25 protein-coding genes are annotated in these 15,178 nt (G+C 54.0%); all 25 read right to left on the bottom strand.

Features of this window, described 5'->3' with window-relative positions:
- Positions 1-21: 21 nt before the first annotated feature.
- Positions 22-1,680 (bottom strand): terminase large subunit, encoded by a 1,659-nt coding sequence (locus CSK29544_RS10585; RefSeq protein WP_029039748.1) that lies wholly within the window; start codon positions 1,678-1,680, stop codon positions 22-24.
- Between the two features lie 3 nt (positions 1,681-1,683).
- Positions 1,684-2,181, bottom strand: a complete 498-nt coding sequence (locus CSK29544_RS10580; RefSeq protein WP_029039749.1) for a terminase small subunit — start codon at positions 2,179-2,181, stop codon at positions 1,684-1,686.
- 395 nt (positions 2,182-2,576) lie between these two features.
- Positions 2,577-2,942, bottom strand: a complete 366-nt coding sequence (locus CSK29544_RS10575; RefSeq protein WP_029039468.1) for an HNH endonuclease — start codon at positions 2,940-2,942, stop codon at positions 2,577-2,579.
- On the bottom strand, positions 2,935-3,528 hold the full coding sequence (locus CSK29544_RS10570) for a hypothetical protein (RefSeq protein WP_029039720.1): 594 nt from the start codon (positions 3,526-3,528) through the stop codon (positions 2,935-2,937). The genes CSK29544_RS10575 and CSK29544_RS10570 overlap by 8 nt, the downstream gene beginning before the upstream one ends.
- On the bottom strand, positions 3,510-4,967 hold the full coding sequence (locus CSK29544_RS10565) for a glycosyltransferase family 2 protein (RefSeq protein WP_029039719.1): 1,458 nt from the start codon (positions 4,965-4,967) through the stop codon (positions 3,510-3,512). The genes CSK29544_RS10570 and CSK29544_RS10565 overlap by 19 nt, the downstream gene beginning before the upstream one ends.
- 527 nt (positions 4,968-5,494) lie before the next feature.
- Positions 5,495-5,959, bottom strand: coding sequence for a lysis protein (locus CSK29544_RS10560; RefSeq protein WP_007902541.1), 465 nt, complete (start codon positions 5,957-5,959; stop codon positions 5,495-5,497).
- The gene (locus tag CSK29544_RS10555; RefSeq protein ID WP_012125639.1) at positions 5,949-6,443 is read right to left on the bottom strand and encodes a lysozyme; all 495 of its coding nucleotides are present in this window, start codon (positions 6,441-6,443) and stop codon (positions 5,949-5,951) included. The genes CSK29544_RS10560 and CSK29544_RS10555 overlap by 11 nt, the downstream gene beginning before the upstream one ends.
- Positions 6,444-6,451: 8 nt before the next feature.
- The gene (locus tag CSK29544_RS10550; protein WP_235608090.1) at positions 6,452-6,733 is read right to left on the bottom strand and encodes an SHOCT domain-containing protein; all 282 of its coding nucleotides are present in this window, start codon (positions 6,731-6,733) and stop codon (positions 6,452-6,454) included.
- Between the two features lie 509 nt (positions 6,734-7,242).
- Entirely contained in the window at positions 7,243-7,857 is a 615-nt protein-coding gene (locus CSK29544_RS24210; protein WP_029039717.1) for a hypothetical protein, read from the bottom strand.
- Positions 7,854-8,033: a hypothetical protein gene (locus CSK29544_RS10540; RefSeq protein WP_007902518.1), complete on the bottom strand. Its 180-nt coding sequence runs from the start codon at positions 8,031-8,033 to the stop codon at positions 7,854-7,856. Before CSK29544_RS10540 ends, CSK29544_RS24210 begins: the two co-directional genes overlap by 4 nt.
- Positions 8,030-8,287 carry a DUF7740 domain-containing protein gene (locus CSK29544_RS10535; protein WP_029039716.1) on the bottom strand — a complete coding sequence of 86 codons (258 nt, stop codon included), beginning with the start codon at positions 8,285-8,287 and terminating at the stop codon, positions 8,030-8,032. Before CSK29544_RS10535 ends, CSK29544_RS10540 begins: the two co-directional genes overlap by 4 nt.
- The gene (locus CSK29544_RS10530) at positions 8,284-8,508 is read right to left on the bottom strand and encodes a hypothetical protein (protein ID WP_029039715.1); all 225 of its coding nucleotides are present in this window, start codon (positions 8,506-8,508) and stop codon (positions 8,284-8,286) included. Before CSK29544_RS10530 ends, CSK29544_RS10535 begins: the two co-directional genes overlap by 4 nt.
- The gene (locus CSK29544_RS10525; RefSeq protein ID WP_029039714.1) at positions 8,505-9,116 is read right to left on the bottom strand and encodes a recombination protein NinG; all 612 of its coding nucleotides are present in this window, start codon (positions 9,114-9,116) and stop codon (positions 8,505-8,507) included. Before CSK29544_RS10525 ends, CSK29544_RS10530 begins: the two co-directional genes overlap by 4 nt.
- On the bottom strand, positions 9,116-9,409 hold the full coding sequence (locus CSK29544_RS10520) for a hypothetical protein (protein WP_029039713.1): 294 nt from the start codon (positions 9,407-9,409) through the stop codon (positions 9,116-9,118). The genes CSK29544_RS10525 and CSK29544_RS10520 overlap by 1 nt, the downstream gene beginning before the upstream one ends.
- Positions 9,402-9,578: a protein NinF gene (locus CSK29544_RS10515; RefSeq protein WP_029039712.1), complete on the bottom strand. Its 177-nt coding sequence runs from the start codon at positions 9,576-9,578 to the stop codon at positions 9,402-9,404. The genes CSK29544_RS10520 and CSK29544_RS10515 overlap by 8 nt, the downstream gene beginning before the upstream one ends.
- Positions 9,571-10,629 (bottom strand): DNA cytosine methyltransferase, encoded by a 1,059-nt coding sequence (locus tag CSK29544_RS10510; RefSeq protein WP_046623018.1) that lies wholly within the window; start codon positions 10,627-10,629, stop codon positions 9,571-9,573. The genes CSK29544_RS10515 and CSK29544_RS10510 overlap by 8 nt, the downstream gene beginning before the upstream one ends.
- On the bottom strand, positions 10,629-10,778 hold the full coding sequence (locus tag CSK29544_RS10505) for a hypothetical protein (protein ID WP_007893338.1): 150 nt from the start codon (positions 10,776-10,778) through the stop codon (positions 10,629-10,631). Before CSK29544_RS10505 ends, CSK29544_RS10510 begins: the two co-directional genes overlap by 1 nt.
- Before the next feature lie 63 nt (positions 10,779-10,841).
- Entirely contained in the window at positions 10,842-11,024 is a 183-nt protein-coding gene (locus CSK29544_RS22755; RefSeq protein ID WP_029039773.1) for a NinE family protein, read from the bottom strand.
- Positions 11,021-11,461 (bottom strand): recombination protein NinB, encoded by a 441-nt coding sequence (locus tag CSK29544_RS10495; RefSeq protein ID WP_007893343.1) that lies wholly within the window; start codon positions 11,459-11,461, stop codon positions 11,021-11,023. The genes CSK29544_RS22755 and CSK29544_RS10495 overlap by 4 nt, the downstream gene beginning before the upstream one ends.
- Positions 11,442-11,597 (bottom strand): hypothetical protein, encoded by a 156-nt coding sequence (locus CSK29544_RS24565; RefSeq protein ID WP_007893347.1) that lies wholly within the window; start codon positions 11,595-11,597, stop codon positions 11,442-11,444. The genes CSK29544_RS10495 and CSK29544_RS24565 overlap by 20 nt, the downstream gene beginning before the upstream one ends.
- Entirely contained in the window at positions 11,594-12,079 is a 486-nt protein-coding gene (locus CSK29544_RS10490; protein ID WP_029039634.1) for a hypothetical protein, read from the bottom strand. The genes CSK29544_RS24565 and CSK29544_RS10490 overlap by 4 nt, the downstream gene beginning before the upstream one ends.
- Positions 12,080-12,226: 147 nt before the next feature.
- On the bottom strand, positions 12,227-12,811 hold the full coding sequence (locus CSK29544_RS22045; protein WP_007893352.1) for a hypothetical protein: 585 nt from the start codon (positions 12,809-12,811) through the stop codon (positions 12,227-12,229).
- A 22-nt stretch (positions 12,812-12,833) separates the two neighbouring features.
- Complete coding sequence (locus CSK29544_RS10480; protein WP_007893353.1) at positions 12,834-14,204, bottom strand: replicative DNA helicase; 1,371 nt, start codon at positions 14,202-14,204, stop codon at positions 12,834-12,836.
- Positions 14,201-15,037, bottom strand: a complete 837-nt coding sequence (locus tag CSK29544_RS10475) for a replication protein (RefSeq protein ID WP_029039741.1) — start codon at positions 15,035-15,037, stop codon at positions 14,201-14,203. Before CSK29544_RS10475 ends, CSK29544_RS10480 begins: the two co-directional genes overlap by 4 nt.
- Positions 15,030-15,176, bottom strand: a complete 147-nt coding sequence (locus CSK29544_RS24205; protein ID WP_085958994.1) for a DUF2740 family protein — start codon at positions 15,174-15,176, stop codon at positions 15,030-15,032. Before CSK29544_RS24205 ends, CSK29544_RS10475 begins: the two co-directional genes overlap by 8 nt.
- Between the last annotated feature and the right edge of the window lie 2 nt (positions 15,177-15,178).

Here is a 15,178-nt window from a genome sequence, read left to right as displayed (position 1 = left end):
GGTTATTAACTGACGTAACTGTCATATGAAATGCACCTGGTAATCCTGCTTTTTCGCTTCAGGGTTCAGCGCCATGAGCGAAACGCTGTTGAACAGCGCCATCAGCGGGTCAATCTTCCCCTTGCCGCTGGCCTGCTTGGTAATGAGGATGGCGTTACCTTTCGGCTCCACCCGGGCATTACCCACACACCAGGCCATCATCGGTTGCCCGCCATGGATAAGCACGCCCTCGGCAAGCTTGCGTTCGGTGGTTTTAATCGCACCGCCAAGACGCCAGCCCTGGCTTACGCCAACCACCGCATCGGCGGGTATTTCAGCCTCAATCAGCGCATCGAGGATTTGGCCGACGCCTGACGGGTCAATGCCTATCTTGTCGAGCAGTTCAGCAATGTGGATGCGCCGGACGTATTCCGCCACCTCTTCCGTGTCCTGGCCGACGCGTTTCACGATGGTCAGGTCGCCTGCCCTCACGAAGTCATTGAACCTGGATTCTTCGCTCTTACGCCGCCGGATGGCTATCTCATGCGCCCAGGCATGGCACCAGCAGAGCCACTCCCGCGTTTCAGCGTCACGTCCGACAGCAGCGAAGCCCAGCAGGTCATCAAGACCGCCGCCGTCAATGCCGACGGTGATCACCTCGGCGCGCCGCAGCAAATCATCAAAGCTGACATGCTGCGCCTGCTGCTCCCAGAAATCGACGCCCGCCCAGCGATCGCTACGCAGGTTAAGGCCAATTTCAATATTGAGATGCTTCGCCAGGAACTGCTGCAACGTGCCGTCCGTTTTCGCCTGGTTCTTGCGAAGTTGGTCGGCTATCCACTCCGCGCTGACCGAGCGGCCGATGTTCGGGTTGGTGATGTAGAAGTTTTCCGGATCGAGATAAGCCTTTCTTTGCACCATCCGTTCCGGGAACTCGTAAAGGATACCCAGCGTTTTAGGGTCGTTTATCCTGCCATCACGGACATTACGCCAGTAATCGAGGCGCTCTTTGAAAACGCCTGCCGGCGGCTCGTCGCTCTGCGTGGTGAGAAATATCACCCATCCTTCATTACGCGACACCTGCCCGCCGAGCGCTTCCATAAACATCGCCTCTGCGTTGGCGCGCTTGCCAAACAGCCAGAGCTCGTCAACCAGAATGCGCCCAGACTTTTTACCGGAAACGGTATCCGTATCCGCGGCTACCACTTTCAGCGTGTTTCGCGTCACCCGGTGCGTAATCGTGCGGATATGGTCCTGGATCTGGAACATATCGGACAGCTCGTCGTCGGCGCGTATCATGCCGGCGGCGGGCTTGAAGCTGTTATCGGCCACCTCTTTGGTGGGCGCGAGAATCAGATGCTCTTCATCCTCGCGCCAGCAGAGGATCAGCGCAGTCAGCATGATGCCCGCTGCGATGGTCGATTTTGTGTTTTTCTTCGATATCAGCAGGCCGTATTCGCGGATGAGCTGGTTTCCCGTCTCGGCGTCGTATCCGCCGAAGATGGCTTTCACGAAGTCGAACACCCATTCTTCAGAGCACTCGCCGAAAGTAGGCTTGCCCGGCAGGTCAGAAACCCGCAATTCACGGAAGATACCCAGCGCCTGCTCCGCCTGGTGGGGAAAGATAGGCGGCGGAATGATGGATTCACCTGCAACCAGGCGCGATTCCCAGTCTGTACAGGCTGTAGACCACTGCGCCATAAATTACCCCTTGTTGTTCACGACCAGTTTCGGCGGCGCCATCGCACCGAACTTGCTGGCACCGGATGCAGCTTTTGCCGCGGCGTTGCGCGCCTCTTTCTTCCCTGTCTCCCCTTTTTTGGGGTGAATATAGGGAAGCATGGCCTTCGCCGCGTCCTTCCTGACGTCAATTTCTTCGCTGGCATCGTTCATTACAGCCATCAGAAACTTGAGCGGGTCGTCGTAAGCACCAGCTACGGCGGGCGCCAGTGGCGCATCGTTTTTTTCGGTGTTGTTTACCGCTGGGGTATAAACATCCTGCCGGCAGGCCGGAACATCATCCGTCTCGATGACTTCCTTCTTTTTACGCTCAATAAACGCGATGACTTCCGGGTCTTTTGCAAGCTGCGACCCCTTGGAGCGTGCGGATTTCTCAGAATACCCCGCCTTTACTGCCGCATCTTTTTGAGACATACCGGACATCAGCGCGACAGCGAATTTCCGCTTTTGCGCTGTTAACATGTTTACACCCTCCAGAGGGGAATTTTTTCTGTGCGTGAGAGGGGGGGCGGTGTCCAGCGCGATTGATGTTTACTTCGGGACCCACCCCCCCGCCTTGATGATAATTGATATCATTCACATTGAAATGATTGCATTGACAACCATTCAGAAGAGAATCCGATAATCGTTCTCATTAGTGCTTCAGTGGAGGCAGAGGATCACTGCTTTCCCTGCTCTCCGCTACAGGCTGATAACCACCGACGGGGCGCTTGCTGTCGTGCGACTTTGGAGTTCCATATCGGTTTCTCATTTCCCGACAGTGCATCCATGTTGGCTGTGCGCCAGCGCTTGCATCCATCAAAAAAATTACGAATGCTACCAGTAAGATCAGCAGTAACCACTCCATCTTCTTCACCTCAGATAATCGTTACCGAATGACTGGCACTGTCTGGCACGGCATGCTCTAGGGCTTCTTCATCAGGCTGACCGGCTGCCGCTTCGCGTGCCGACTTCCCGGCGTGGCAGTCAGTGCATAATGTCCACAGGTTTCGCTCTGAGTTATCGCCGCCGAACTGTAACGCGATGCGGTGATCGAGTTCGCTTTCATGCAGGTCAACAGCGCGTGAGCACATGCAGCAGTGCCCACCGTCACGCACCCATATGCGGCGCTTAAGACCAACGCGGGCGCTGCCGCTGATGCGCCGTTGCTCGCCGTACACGGGCTTTATGCGGCGCGTATCAATAACCTTCAGACGTGGCTTTAACGTGGTCAGCTTAGCCATGTAACCTCCATGCGCGGCGACGTTCGCGGCGCGGCTGTCTGTCGGGATGCTTCTCTACAGGCAGGCCATCAGCATGGTCCACCAGCGAGTTACACGGGTAAATTACCGGGCCGCCGCAGGCATCACCCACCGCATAATCAGCAGGCTTGCTCGCATCCCAGCGCGCCAGCACCTTCAGGATTAACTTCGGGGGTACGCTGTAGCACACGGCATGCACGAGACGCTGCATGGTGATGTAGTCTGCCCTTTCGCGGTCAGCGGCGATAAGCTTTGTGGCTATCTCCAGTTGATACTGCGGCGGGCGGCCGGTACCGAGATAGAAGCTGATGAGTGAGTCAGGGAAGCGACTAAGCCATTCAGTAGCCAGCGCCTGAAACCCTTCTACCGGCAGCGCGTCATCCTCCAGCACCACAACGCGACAGCTTTGCTCTGCAGCCCATTGCAGCGCGCGGTAATGATTCCAGTTCGCGCCAGAGCTGTTCTCATCCACCAGCAGATAAGCATCCAGTGATTCAGCAAGCTTTTTTGCCTGTTCGTGGCGGGAATGATGGGCGACTATCACGAATCTCACTTGTGTTTCCACCATGCGGCCTCCCTACCAATCCCGTCAGTTTTGAATACGGTATGTACCAGAGGGCCGGTGACCAGCCTGTCAGCGAATGACTGCGCGACAATACCGAACGCCAGCATGTCACCCACCGCGGCGCCAGCCTGTTCTTTCTTCCAGAAACGATAACTCTCGATCCGGTAGTAAAGACGGATGATGCCGTGAGCAAACGCCATGACATCAGCTCGCGTGCCGCCCAGCAGTCCAGCGTTAAGCATCACATCGTTGAGGTGCGCTTCAATGAATTCCTGATAGATACGCTCAGGATGATTCTGTTTTGCCCAGGTATCGGCGTAGATCTTCGGTTCAGAACCGACGTAAACAGTACCGGGCTGCATTTCTTCCCACGGTGCGCGGAGCATCTCGACATCGGTGCCATCGGTGCACCAGACGAACCGATATTCGGGATGCTCGCGCAGGTGCTGCCAGATATGCAGCCAGCGCCGGAAGTAGATATTCATCTTCACGTCAGGAACTTGGCACAGCTCAACGTCTGCCGGGGCGGTCTGCAACTCATCCACCAGCGCGATACGCCCGCACTCTCGAAGCGAGGCTGCCCATTTGGCAAGCATGTCAGGCGAGGCGGCCATTTTGTTACCACGCTGCGGATCTGGCTGACTGGTTAGCAGAGTAGTGATGACCACGTCACGCTGTCTCCGGTATTCAACGTAACCCGTAAACCCGTTATCACGGCGCTCGTTGTGGATCTTCACGTTACGTTCCACCAGCGCTACCCGGTCCGGTTTAGGTACCGAACGCTCAATGGCTTCATGTTCATCGAGGGAATGAATCAGCTTTTCAGAACCAACAACATCGGCATAGGCCCATGTGGTCAGTCCCGCGTTATGAATGCGCAGGGCTAAATCGCTGTGCTCGTACATCCCGCGCCCGTAAATGGGGTCGAATCCGCCAACCTTTTCAATAGCGCTGCGGTGGTAGTAGAGCATCACGCCGCGCTGCCCGGTGTAGGCGATGTGGTTATCATCGCGGTACAGGACGGAGAGGTCATTCAGCTTGCGCGGGCCCGCCAGATCGAGAAACTGATAAGCCAGATGCGGCTCCGGTGATTCGATGTAAGGTAGATGCCATTCATCGGCAATCGGCCAGGCATCATCGTCCCACAGGAAAAGATGTTCGCAACCAGCATCCATCAGCGCTTCAAGGCTGGCGTTCTTCGATGCCACGATACCAAGAGAGGTTTCATGCCGGATTAAGCGAATGCCGTCAGGCACCACAGCGGCAGGACTGGAACCATCATCCACCACAACCACCAGCGCGCCGGCGGGCAAATGCTTCAGATGTTGCTCAATGGCTTGCTTCAGAACGTCATGACGGTTGTGCGTGGTTATTGCGATGCCGATGCGGGATTGCTGCTGACTGGCGGGCACATACTGAACGCCGTCAATAGTGACCTGCATACTTCATTCCTTTTATATGTGGGCCTGTCGCACGGGAAAGCCGCCCGAGAGAAAGCAGCGTTCCCTAGGCTCACGACTGAAAGACTCTCTTTTGTGCGTGTGCGATGCGCATAAAAAAGCCACCAGCGGATGCCAGTGGCTCACGACTGAAAGACGCTCTTTTCCCATCATCAGGCGCACTCGCAAATGCGCCTTGTGATGTTTAGTGGTTCACTATGTTTTGAGAACGCTTCTATATAACGGCTTGCCTATCTGTACATCAGGTCGCTCACCGTACAATTATCCCCGGACTATTCCTATAAAAGATGTCTGCCGCTTGTTAAGCTGAATATATCGGCCAGGATTATTTCCATCTTGTTGGTGGAGTGGCTCCTACAAACAAGGTCTGTGAGTCGCAGGGATGAAGACCATACAGACAGGAATGTCTTGCGAGAAAAAGCATCAGGGAAAACAAGTCAACGCTGCGTTAATAATTATAAAAAGAGAAAATATCTATCCTGTCGTCGCCCCAGCCATGGGGCTTTTTTTTATCTCAAACACTGCTCCCGAACATACGCCTGCAATCCGCTCAACTGCCTGGTCACGGTCTCGATCCGCTCCCTGAGGGTGAAATAATCCCGTTCAGCGGAGTCAGTAAGTCCGGGGCTGGCTGCATCATCCAGGCTGGCGGTGCCGGGGGCGGATTGCTTCGTACAGGTCGCGTGGAGCTGCAACCGACGCTTGCCAGAAGCAACGTCATCATGCAGCTGATCGATAGTCGCCTGAGCATCTGCAAGCTCCTGTGTGTATTTTGCGTCGAGCGCGGCCACATCGCGCTGGCGAGTCTGCATGTCGCTGATGGTGTCTTTAGCCAGATTTAATTCACGATTAACTTTGGTTAAAGATGCCTGCGATTCTTTGAGCGCTGACCGGTAATGACTGGCGATGACAATAGCGATTGCCAGCAGCAGGCTCATTATGGCGAAGAGGATGATCTTCCAGTTAAAGGTCATTTTCGCTTTCCGCCAGGCACATGGAGCGCTCTATCTCCCTTCGAGTTTGCAATCCTTTCCACTGCTTGCCGCCCGCCCATGTCCATTTTCGCAGCTCGTCGCAGGCTCCTTTTCTGTCGCCATTGTTGAGCTTTTTAAGCAACGTCGATGAGCGGAAGGCGCTTACCCCTACGTTGTAGGTGAATGAGTAGAGCGCGGCACGCTGGTATGCAGAAATGGGAACCTTAACTGAGGCATCCACGGCTTTGATAACCGGTTGCATGTGCTTGTTAAGGAGGTCATCGCATTCCTGCTTTGTGTAGACCTTGCCCATCTTCACATCAGGGCCGGTAATGCCTGCACACACAGTAGGAATACCAACAGGGTCGAGGTAAGGCTTGTACTTAACGCCTTCCTGGTCCTGTATCAGGACGCCCGCGATAAATGACGCCCCTCCCGCCGCAGCTGCAACCAGTGCAGTACGTAGTTTCGCTGGTATCTGCATGGTTCCACCTATGGCGATAGTTCCTGGTCGATGTCTTTGACGATTTTGGCACCCTCGGAAATGTTCGTTACATCACCACGGGCATACGCGGCTTTGAGGATGTCCGTTCGCTTACGGTCTTCCTCAATCGCCGCTTTGTTCTTTCGGTCGTTTGAGCGATATGTCAGCCAGGTGAAAATCGCCGTTATGACAAATCCCAGGGCAAACAGAACATCCTGAAGAGTCAACATGGCGAAGAATCCCGTTAGACCTGACCAGAAATACGACCAGAATCCGTTGTTGGTATTCATACGTAGCATTTCTCACACCTCCGGTTATGGAAGTGCTGTGGTGTAGTTAGGAAAGGCCAGCAAGGCAAAGGATGCGAGGGTTCATCTGTGATTGATTGCCTGTGGCCTAATACGAAAAAGGCCCGCGATAAGCGAGCCTTAAATATTTGGAGTTATTTGATTGTGGTGGCCGGCGCTTATCCCGACGAATGGTTTAACCAATCTAGCAATTGTTCTGCCTGCGCATTCACCACAACGGAAAGAGCACTGGGTAGGGATTCGAACCCTCTACCAATAATGGCGATCTCCGACATCGCTCAATGCTCTTACCTGTTGTGGAAACAAAAAAGCCCCGAGCTATTAACTCAGGGCTTTTGCCATACCAAGCCAGCATGCAGACTCTTAATATTATCTGCGGCCGGGTGGCGTGGACTTCAATTTGGGCTGCTCAGTTCGCTTTTGCTCCGAGCATACACAAAATGTACTACTTCGATTTCGCGAATGCAATGCTTTCGGAAAATATTTATTACTTAAGCCGCCAATTGAGGAAATTCATTCTCAATTTCACGCTTCATTGCGAAAAATATTTCCGAATCGAGCACGTTCTCGCACCAGACAACACGACGCCGACATGACTGCACATCCATTCCGGTGACATGGCTCATCAGCTTAGCGATATCTTGCGTGCAATTGCGGTGGCAATATCGCTTAATAGCTACATCGCGGACGGGGCTTTCACGGTGAAAGGTTTTAACCATTACGCGCTCAACAAACGCAGCATCATCTGATTCTTTGGCGAGAGCGATGATGTTGCTGAATGAAGATTGCGGGATGACCAATTTGCGAGCTTTCTGATACAGAGCATCGCCCCGCAAGCCTTCTTCCTCGTATAGCCGCATGACAACGTTTTCTATCTGCTTGGCCTTATCATCGCTCCACTGACTGCGAATCATCAGGCGTCCGATAACGTTGATAGCCCCGGCCGGCGAATCGTCACCTGCGTTTACTTTTCCCCATACCTGAAGCATGTAATGCACCCAAGCTTTCTGGCGGGAGTTTATAGTTTTCTTCGGATGCTTCCATACGCGGCGGAAGTGAGCATCGTCGATGAAGTTAACCATACCAAATACTGGTGTGAGCCTCATGCTGCATCGCCTCCATCTGGTTTGTTGATGCCGAGCCGGTTTTCCAGCTCCTTACGCATTTCCTTTAAGCGGCGCTCCGTCTCGTGAACGTTGTTAAGCTGCCACTCAACAACCTCAAGCATCTCCTTATCCTTCTGGCGCTGCTGCGCTGATGAGATATGGGTTATTGTGCTCATACTGGCTCTCCCACCATTGAATCGAGTTGTCGCCTTAACATCTTCAGCGCACCGTCCGGGAATGGCTGGCGTGCTAGGCCGGTAAATATTCCACTGACTTTTCGGTCGCTGAGTCGTGGAAGTAAGGCGTTCACCGTTGCGCGGATAGCGCCGTTAACCTTGCGGCCGTCTTTCTGCGCCAGCTTGGCTGCTAACTCAACCGTCACTAACGCATCGAGATATTCCTCACAGACCTCTCTGCTTACTTCGCTCATAAGGCCTCCGACATAACTTGGTCATGATTCAGGTATGTACCCCAACAACTGACCAGCATCTTTGACCTGACGACCGCGCGCTCTTCATTGCACCACCGGCAGAACCAGTTAACTGCGCCGTCTATTTCCTTCCGGATTGATTCGGGGCCGCTGAAACTGACTGGATAAACGACGCCGTCGAACACAGCGGCTGTGGTCATTTGGTACTGGATTTTGCTCATGCGGCCTCCTCCCTGCTCTCACGCAGTGCTTTGGTTTTCTGTCTGTAGTGCCTCGCCAGCTCCTGCAAATCCTCACGCGTCCACTTCTTTTTCTCGTGCGGACCCATCAATTTTTCATAGGCTTCATTCCCTATTTTTTCGATGAGCCTCGGGCGGTATGCTCCGATATTCCCCGACAGGTACGAATTACAGTGTTCGCATTGGATGTGACAGTTGGTTTCGTCGTACCGGGTTTCCGGAGAAGCCGCGACCGTCCTGAAATGGCCTGCGTTCATTTTTGCGCCCGTAAGCCTGCCGCAGCTTATGCATGGACTACCTGCATCTCTTGTGCGGATGTATTCGTTAAATGCCTGCTGAGTGAGTTTGTGGAAGTAGCTGAGGGGCTTTAAGGCGAGCTTTCGAATCTTGAGTCTGTCTTTCTGCTGCTGTTCTTCTCTTCGTCGCTTCTTCTCTGCTGCTTTGAGTGCTTTGTCGCGCTCCCTGCTTCGTCGCTCCAGCGCTATCTTTGCGCCGCATTCAGGGCCACACCACCACTGATTAGCGAATGCCGGGTGAAACCATTCTCTGCACTCTTCGTTTTTACAGCGTCGGCGAGGTGATTTAGCCATTATGGTTCGCTCCAGTAATTCTCGATTGCAGCGCCCATCCTTTGCATCCACTCAGCAAGCTTCAAAGCTGCTTCCCGCTCAGAACTGCACCGAGGAAAATCCTTCATTTCCATTGAAGCCTCAAAGAACGGGTAACGGAGGTCTCCTTTAATGACCAATTCTTGGTTCAGAATTGATCCTCGCCTGCCATTGAACCTTGTGCTTTTTGAGCAATGCTGCGTGAAATATCGGGTCTCTGTTGTCTGTGCATCACGGTCTTTTTGGAATGATACCAATTCAGAAAAGTCACTCATCTTCATCCTCCGCCACAAAATGATTGGGGTCTCGATACACAAGCCATTCGTTGATGCACTCGCCGCAGGCATATACCTCATCAGGCTCCAGTTGCTTGCTGCATCCTGCGCAGAGAGCTCTGGCTATGCTCTGCTGCTCGTAGGTTTGGGTTTGGGTGGGGTTAAGCATTTGTGCACTCCATATATGCTTCAATGAAAGTTTTCGCCGCCTGAGCATTTATGGCATTTCCGTAGCCTTTCAATCTTCCGGTGCGGTTGCGACTTGCCATTCTTGCCAGTGCGGGCTGCACTCGTCCCATTCGTGCGGCAGCCCCATCAACCAGCGGGAATGTGCCGGGTTCAACTGGACGCCATTTGCCATCTCGACATAAGAGCCAGTCCGCATCTCGCCAAAAACCGTTAACCTCAAGGGCCCGCACAGACTCGCCGCCCATCCGATTTTGTTCGGGGTTTCTCGACCATCTCCGCTCATCTGCACTGTTGTTGCGTTGGTTATGTTGCTCACTTGGGGAGTTGGCCAACCCGCAAGAAGAACCGAGTCCGGTAGTTTCAGGCAGACTTTCGGCGATCCGTCCTGATTCTTCCCGCTGTAGCAATGGGTCGAGCCGGTCGCGTCGTTCGCTACTGGCGTCTGCCAGCCAGCCAACGTAACCGCAGTCTGGATGTTCAGGCCACCTTGTCTGCCGGTCGCTCCAGCGCCTGTCACAGAGGCTGCTGTTGGAGTTGGCCACCCAGAAAGCGCGCTCTCTGATGTGCGGCGCACCGATGCTCGCTGACGTAAACGGCGTAAGCCCAAAGGCGTAGTCCATTCCTTCCAGGTCTGATTGAACAAGGTCGAACCATGCGTTTGCGTTACCTGCTGCAACCTGTTCGCCAAAGACATGCTGAGGTTTGCACTGGCTAATGAGGTGGAAGAATGCGGGCCAAAGGTGCCGCTCGTCAGCAAACCCATCGCCTTTGCCTGCCGCGCTGAAAGGCTGGCACGGGCAGGATCCTGTCCATACTGGCTTATCGTCAGGCCATTCTGCGAGGCGGAGGGAATGAGACCAGACGCCGATACCGGCGAAGAAATGGCACTGCGTGAATCCTCGCAGGTCGTCAGGTGTGACATCTTCAATGCTCCTTTCGTCAACTTCGCCTGGCGCTATATGGCCGGCGGATATCAGATTGCGCAGCCACTGAGCTGCATACGGATCAATTTCGTTGTAATAAGCTGGCATCAGTGCAGCCTCGCTGTGTTTGTGCCGTCGACTGGCTCAATGGTGATAACCAGCTCTTTGTCTTCCAGTTGCCAGATGAGCCCTTTGTCCTCGTCACCTTCTGTAGCCTGCTCGACGAAGCCCATGAGGTAATTCATCAGGATGTTCACGCGTCCACGCCGTCGCCCTGCATGTCTTCCATGAGGTCGGCGAAACGCTCTGCGTACTCGTATTCATTGGTCATTCTTCCTCCTGGCGCGTTGACGCAACCACCGGACATCAGCCAGGTGGGCCGTATACGCGTATGTTGGGATTTGTGAGGGAGGTAATTCAGGTTTCTTCTTGCGGCGGGGTCGGACCATAAACTTGCAGTTTTCGCAGACTATGTCGGTAATACTTCGTCGCTGTCGCCTCATGCTGCCACCTTCCTTCCTGTTCGCTTAGCCCACTCAATCGCTTCCCGAGCGTCTTCACTCCAACTGACGCCTCTCTCTGCACCGAATGCGTAAATCAGCTCCAGAAGCTCGCTGAATTCGCTTACGCGCATCTTTGAGGTCGACTGGCCGAGCACGACAAAACCGCCTTTAATCCCCGGCGCTGAGCGTTGGCCTTTAAGCGCCGCCGTGAAGATGTGCTTCCAGTCTTCGCTATCCAGCTTCATGCCATGCCAGACGACCTGCTCAGACACATCGCGCAGGGTCGCCCAAAGACGCTTGTTCTGCTCTATTGAGCGCGTCTTTTCCTGAATGGTTACGATGAGAGGTCTTTCCGGGTCGGGGTAAAGCTGCTGGATGGTGCGGATTGCGTTTTGCTGGACTAGCGGTGTGCGAATTTCAAAAGTTTGTTTTCTCATTCCTCTTCTCCAGCTTAATCAGTACGAATGCACTGCACAGCAGAATCAGCGCGTCAGTGAACATCAGGCCGTCCTGTTTAACGATGGCCGCGAACATGAAGCACAGGCCGATGAAGACCAGCATTATGATGCTCATACCCTCATCTCCTGCCGCACCGCGCGCAGCTGCTGATTGATAAACGCCGTCATGGGGTTTGAGCATCCGAACTTGCATAACTCATGCGCTGCGACATACAGGAATGAACCCTGGTGCTCGCTGCACTTCTCCGAGTTGTAGCGCTCAATACGTCCTGAATCGTGTTCGTCACGGAGAATGCGCTGTACTGCGCCCATATCTATGCCGGTGCCCTCTGAAACCTGGCGGGACGATACCGGACCATGTTCAGTGACGTATTCGCGGATACGCTGGCGACTCGTTTTACCTTCACTAAGTTCATAAAGGCGGCAGCGTGTTCCCATGCCGGTGCTTGCAGAGCGTACCAATGCGCCCTCTCGCACAAGACCACAGACTATGGCGGCCACACGGTCGCCCTTTCCGCCGAGCTCCTCAACGAGCTGCTTGACTGTGCCTTTCCGGTTCATTTCGAACCAGGTCATAATTTGCAACTTGGTTATCATGATGAGTCTCCGCTCAATACCTCGCCTTACTGATTGCCTGAAGCATTATCAGCTGGCTGGTAAAGAGATATCGTTTGGTGAGTGTTTCGATGTCGATGAAGCGAGGAGTGCCGATGTAGGCTGATATTACCTGGATGTCGTCGATGGTTATTTGCATGGCTCAGGCGCTACCGCGAGCATGTCATTCCATGACGCCGTAACATTGTCTACGCAGTCAGCTACCACCTGACGCCCGCAACCATGGCAAAGGGCCTCCGCGAAAGGATGAATTTTTCTGCGCATTTCCTTTGTTAGCTCAATCGGCACCAGTTTCCACCCCGCCGGTACAACCGCCTTACCTGCCAGCGATTCGAACTGCTGCGAGGTGGTGTCGGCTTGTGCCTGCTCGGCTTCCATCATTTGCTCATACTCAGCAATCTGTGGGTCATACGGCAGAGAGTCGTCATCAGCACCAGGCGCGGGCGGTGCTGTGCAATCACATTCAATGAGAATTGGCTCTCCCCATGGCTGCACCCCGCCGCTATCGGCTAATCCAGTGTTGCCGCATTTTGGGCAAACGGCTGATTCTTCCTTCTCCCGCTCTTTGCGCAGCGCCAGAAGCTCATCCATCGCTACAACGCCGAGACCAAACATCTCGTACTGCTCTTTGTCTTCTACCGGGTCATAGTCCTGCTGCCAGCATTCAAATGCGTTACGCAGGTCTTTTGCCTGTTCTGTGCTAATGGTGCTCATGGTTAATCCTTGTGATGTTCGGTTAGACGTCAGGCAGCGCGTAACGCTGGCCCTTCTGTTTCGGCGCGGCGGCCTGTGTGCATTTCTGGCGGGCTTCGTCCTGGTCGCAAGGTGTGAAGTGACCATGAACAAATCGCTGATACACGGTGCCGAGTGAGCCGAAGCGGTTTTTTGTGACGATGATTTCTGCGAATGGCGCGGCCGGACTGTTCTCGTCATACACCGCCTCGCGGTAGAGCATGATGATTGAGTCGGCGTCCTGTTCGATGCTGCCGGAGTCGCGCAGGTCAGAGTTGTTTGGTCGTTTGTTGGGGCGTTTTTCCACATCACGAGAAAGCTGGCTAAGGCAGATAACCGGCGTTCGCAGGTCTTTTGCCATTGCCTTCAGGCTTCCCGATATGTGTGCGATCGCCAGGTCATTACGCTCTGCCTTTGGCTTCTTAATCAGGCCGAGGTAATCGGCAAGAATCAGCGAAAGATTTGGGTGCTCCTGCTTGTGACGCTCTGCGATAGAGCGGATCTGCTCGATGGTCAGGCTTGATGCATCAACCAGCCATACATCCAGACCAATGAGCGCTGAAATGCCGTTAGAAATTCTGGCCCAGCCTTCATCGTCGAGTCGCGCGGGGTTACGCAGCGCGTTTACCGGCAACATTCCGGCTCCGGCGATGCTTCGCTCTGCTATCTGGAGGTTGCTCATCTCCATGCTGAAAATCAGAACTCCGCGACGCTCACCGCCAGGCATTGCGTGACTTGCAACGCCTTCGGCAATCTTCAACGCCAGCTCTGTTTTACCGCACCCCGGACGAGCCGCGATAATTACCAGGTCCTGCGCGTTCATGCCGCCGGTGATCGCATCCAGCTCATAAATCCCGGTCTTCAGCGTGTCCGACTCTTCCCCGTTGCGCTGGCGCTTTTCCAGCACATCGGCGTACTCGTTAATCACATCTGCCAGATGAACAGGCCGGACTTCGTCGCGTGGCTTGCGGATAGCCGATAGCCGCTTTACCAGCTCATCCATCGCCTGGCCGGATGCGTCGATGGTTCCGTTCTGAATTGGGCCTCGCATCTCATCCATCAGCTGCAAAACCAGCCGCCGGTGATGGTTGTCCGCGACCATGCCCGCGTACCCTTTCAGGTTCGCCGCGCTGGGGCATGACTTTGCAGTCTCGATGATGTCGCCGAAATGCTCGTCGCCGCACTCTTCCGCCACCATGAGCATGTCGATGAGGTTCCGGTTTCGGGCTTGCTTCTGGATAACGCGAAAGGCTTTCTGGTAGAGCGGGATGGTGAACGACTCAGGCTCAAGCGTCGCAAGAACCTCGCTCGCCATCGGCGTCAATCCGCCAATCATCAGGCCGCCAATCACGCTCGCCTCGATATCCTGTCTCATGCCATCTCCTTGCCTGCAAACTTGCCTTCGCGAACGCCTGTCAGGGTGGAGTCTCGCAGCAGGTAATCGATATCTGCCGACCATCCAGAGTCATTCTCACCGAAGTAAAAAGGCTTGGCCTGATGCACGAAAGCCCGCACGTAAGCGCGCCAGCCTTCTGCATTCGGGGTCTTCAGTTGCGGGATTAATTTCTTCAGGCGGCGCTTGCGGGAATCATTCAGCGCCACCGCGTGGGGTAGCAACTCGCCGACTTCTTCGTTGTAGGCCAGCAGGAATTCCTGGTAGTCGATGCGATTTGCTTTTCGCTTTTCAGGTTTAGAGTCCTGCCCGTCTCCCCCTTCAGGGGGTAAGGGGGTAGTTTCTTTCTTTTCTTTTGTAATAGTTTCTTTTGTGTGACTCTGTTTTGGTGACAGCGCTGTCACCGTTTTGGTGACAGTATTTGTCACCAATGCAGTGACATTATCACCAGAGTAGTGACACCCTTCGATTTGCCACTCACTGATTTCCTTGTTCGGACCGATTAAGTGCCCGTCACGCTTGATAACTTTCATTGCGATCAGCTCATTCTTGGCCTTGTTGACTTTCTGTCTTGGCAGCCGGGTAAGTTGAGCTAATTGGCTGTCGGAGATGCGGTCCATTTTCTTACCAAAGCCGTATGTTTTTCGACAAATGGCATGAGCAACCTTGCTCTGGTTCTTCGTTAAATCTGCGCCGATAAGCTCGTCATACAGGGCATTTGCAAGACGGGTATATCCATCTTCAATTTCTGCCACGCGACGCTCCGCAGGCCGCTCTACAGGCCTTAACTGAGTTACTGTTGCGAGATTACTCATGACCTTTACCTCTGAATAATTTTTTCACCCGTTCCCACTCAGCCCGGAATCGACCAGGCTGCTTAAAACTGGACAGGTAGCGATCACGAATAATGTTTTTGTGTAATTTGTCCTGGTCAGGACTGAGTGTTTTTGACATAA

Origin of the sequence: Cronobacter sakazakii, assembly GCF_000982825.1 — a bacterium.
In the GTDB taxonomy this organism is placed as follows: domain Bacteria; phylum Pseudomonadota; class Gammaproteobacteria; order Enterobacterales; family Enterobacteriaceae; genus Cronobacter; species Cronobacter sakazakii.
This window is presented reverse-complemented; position numbering and strand designations above follow the sequence as displayed.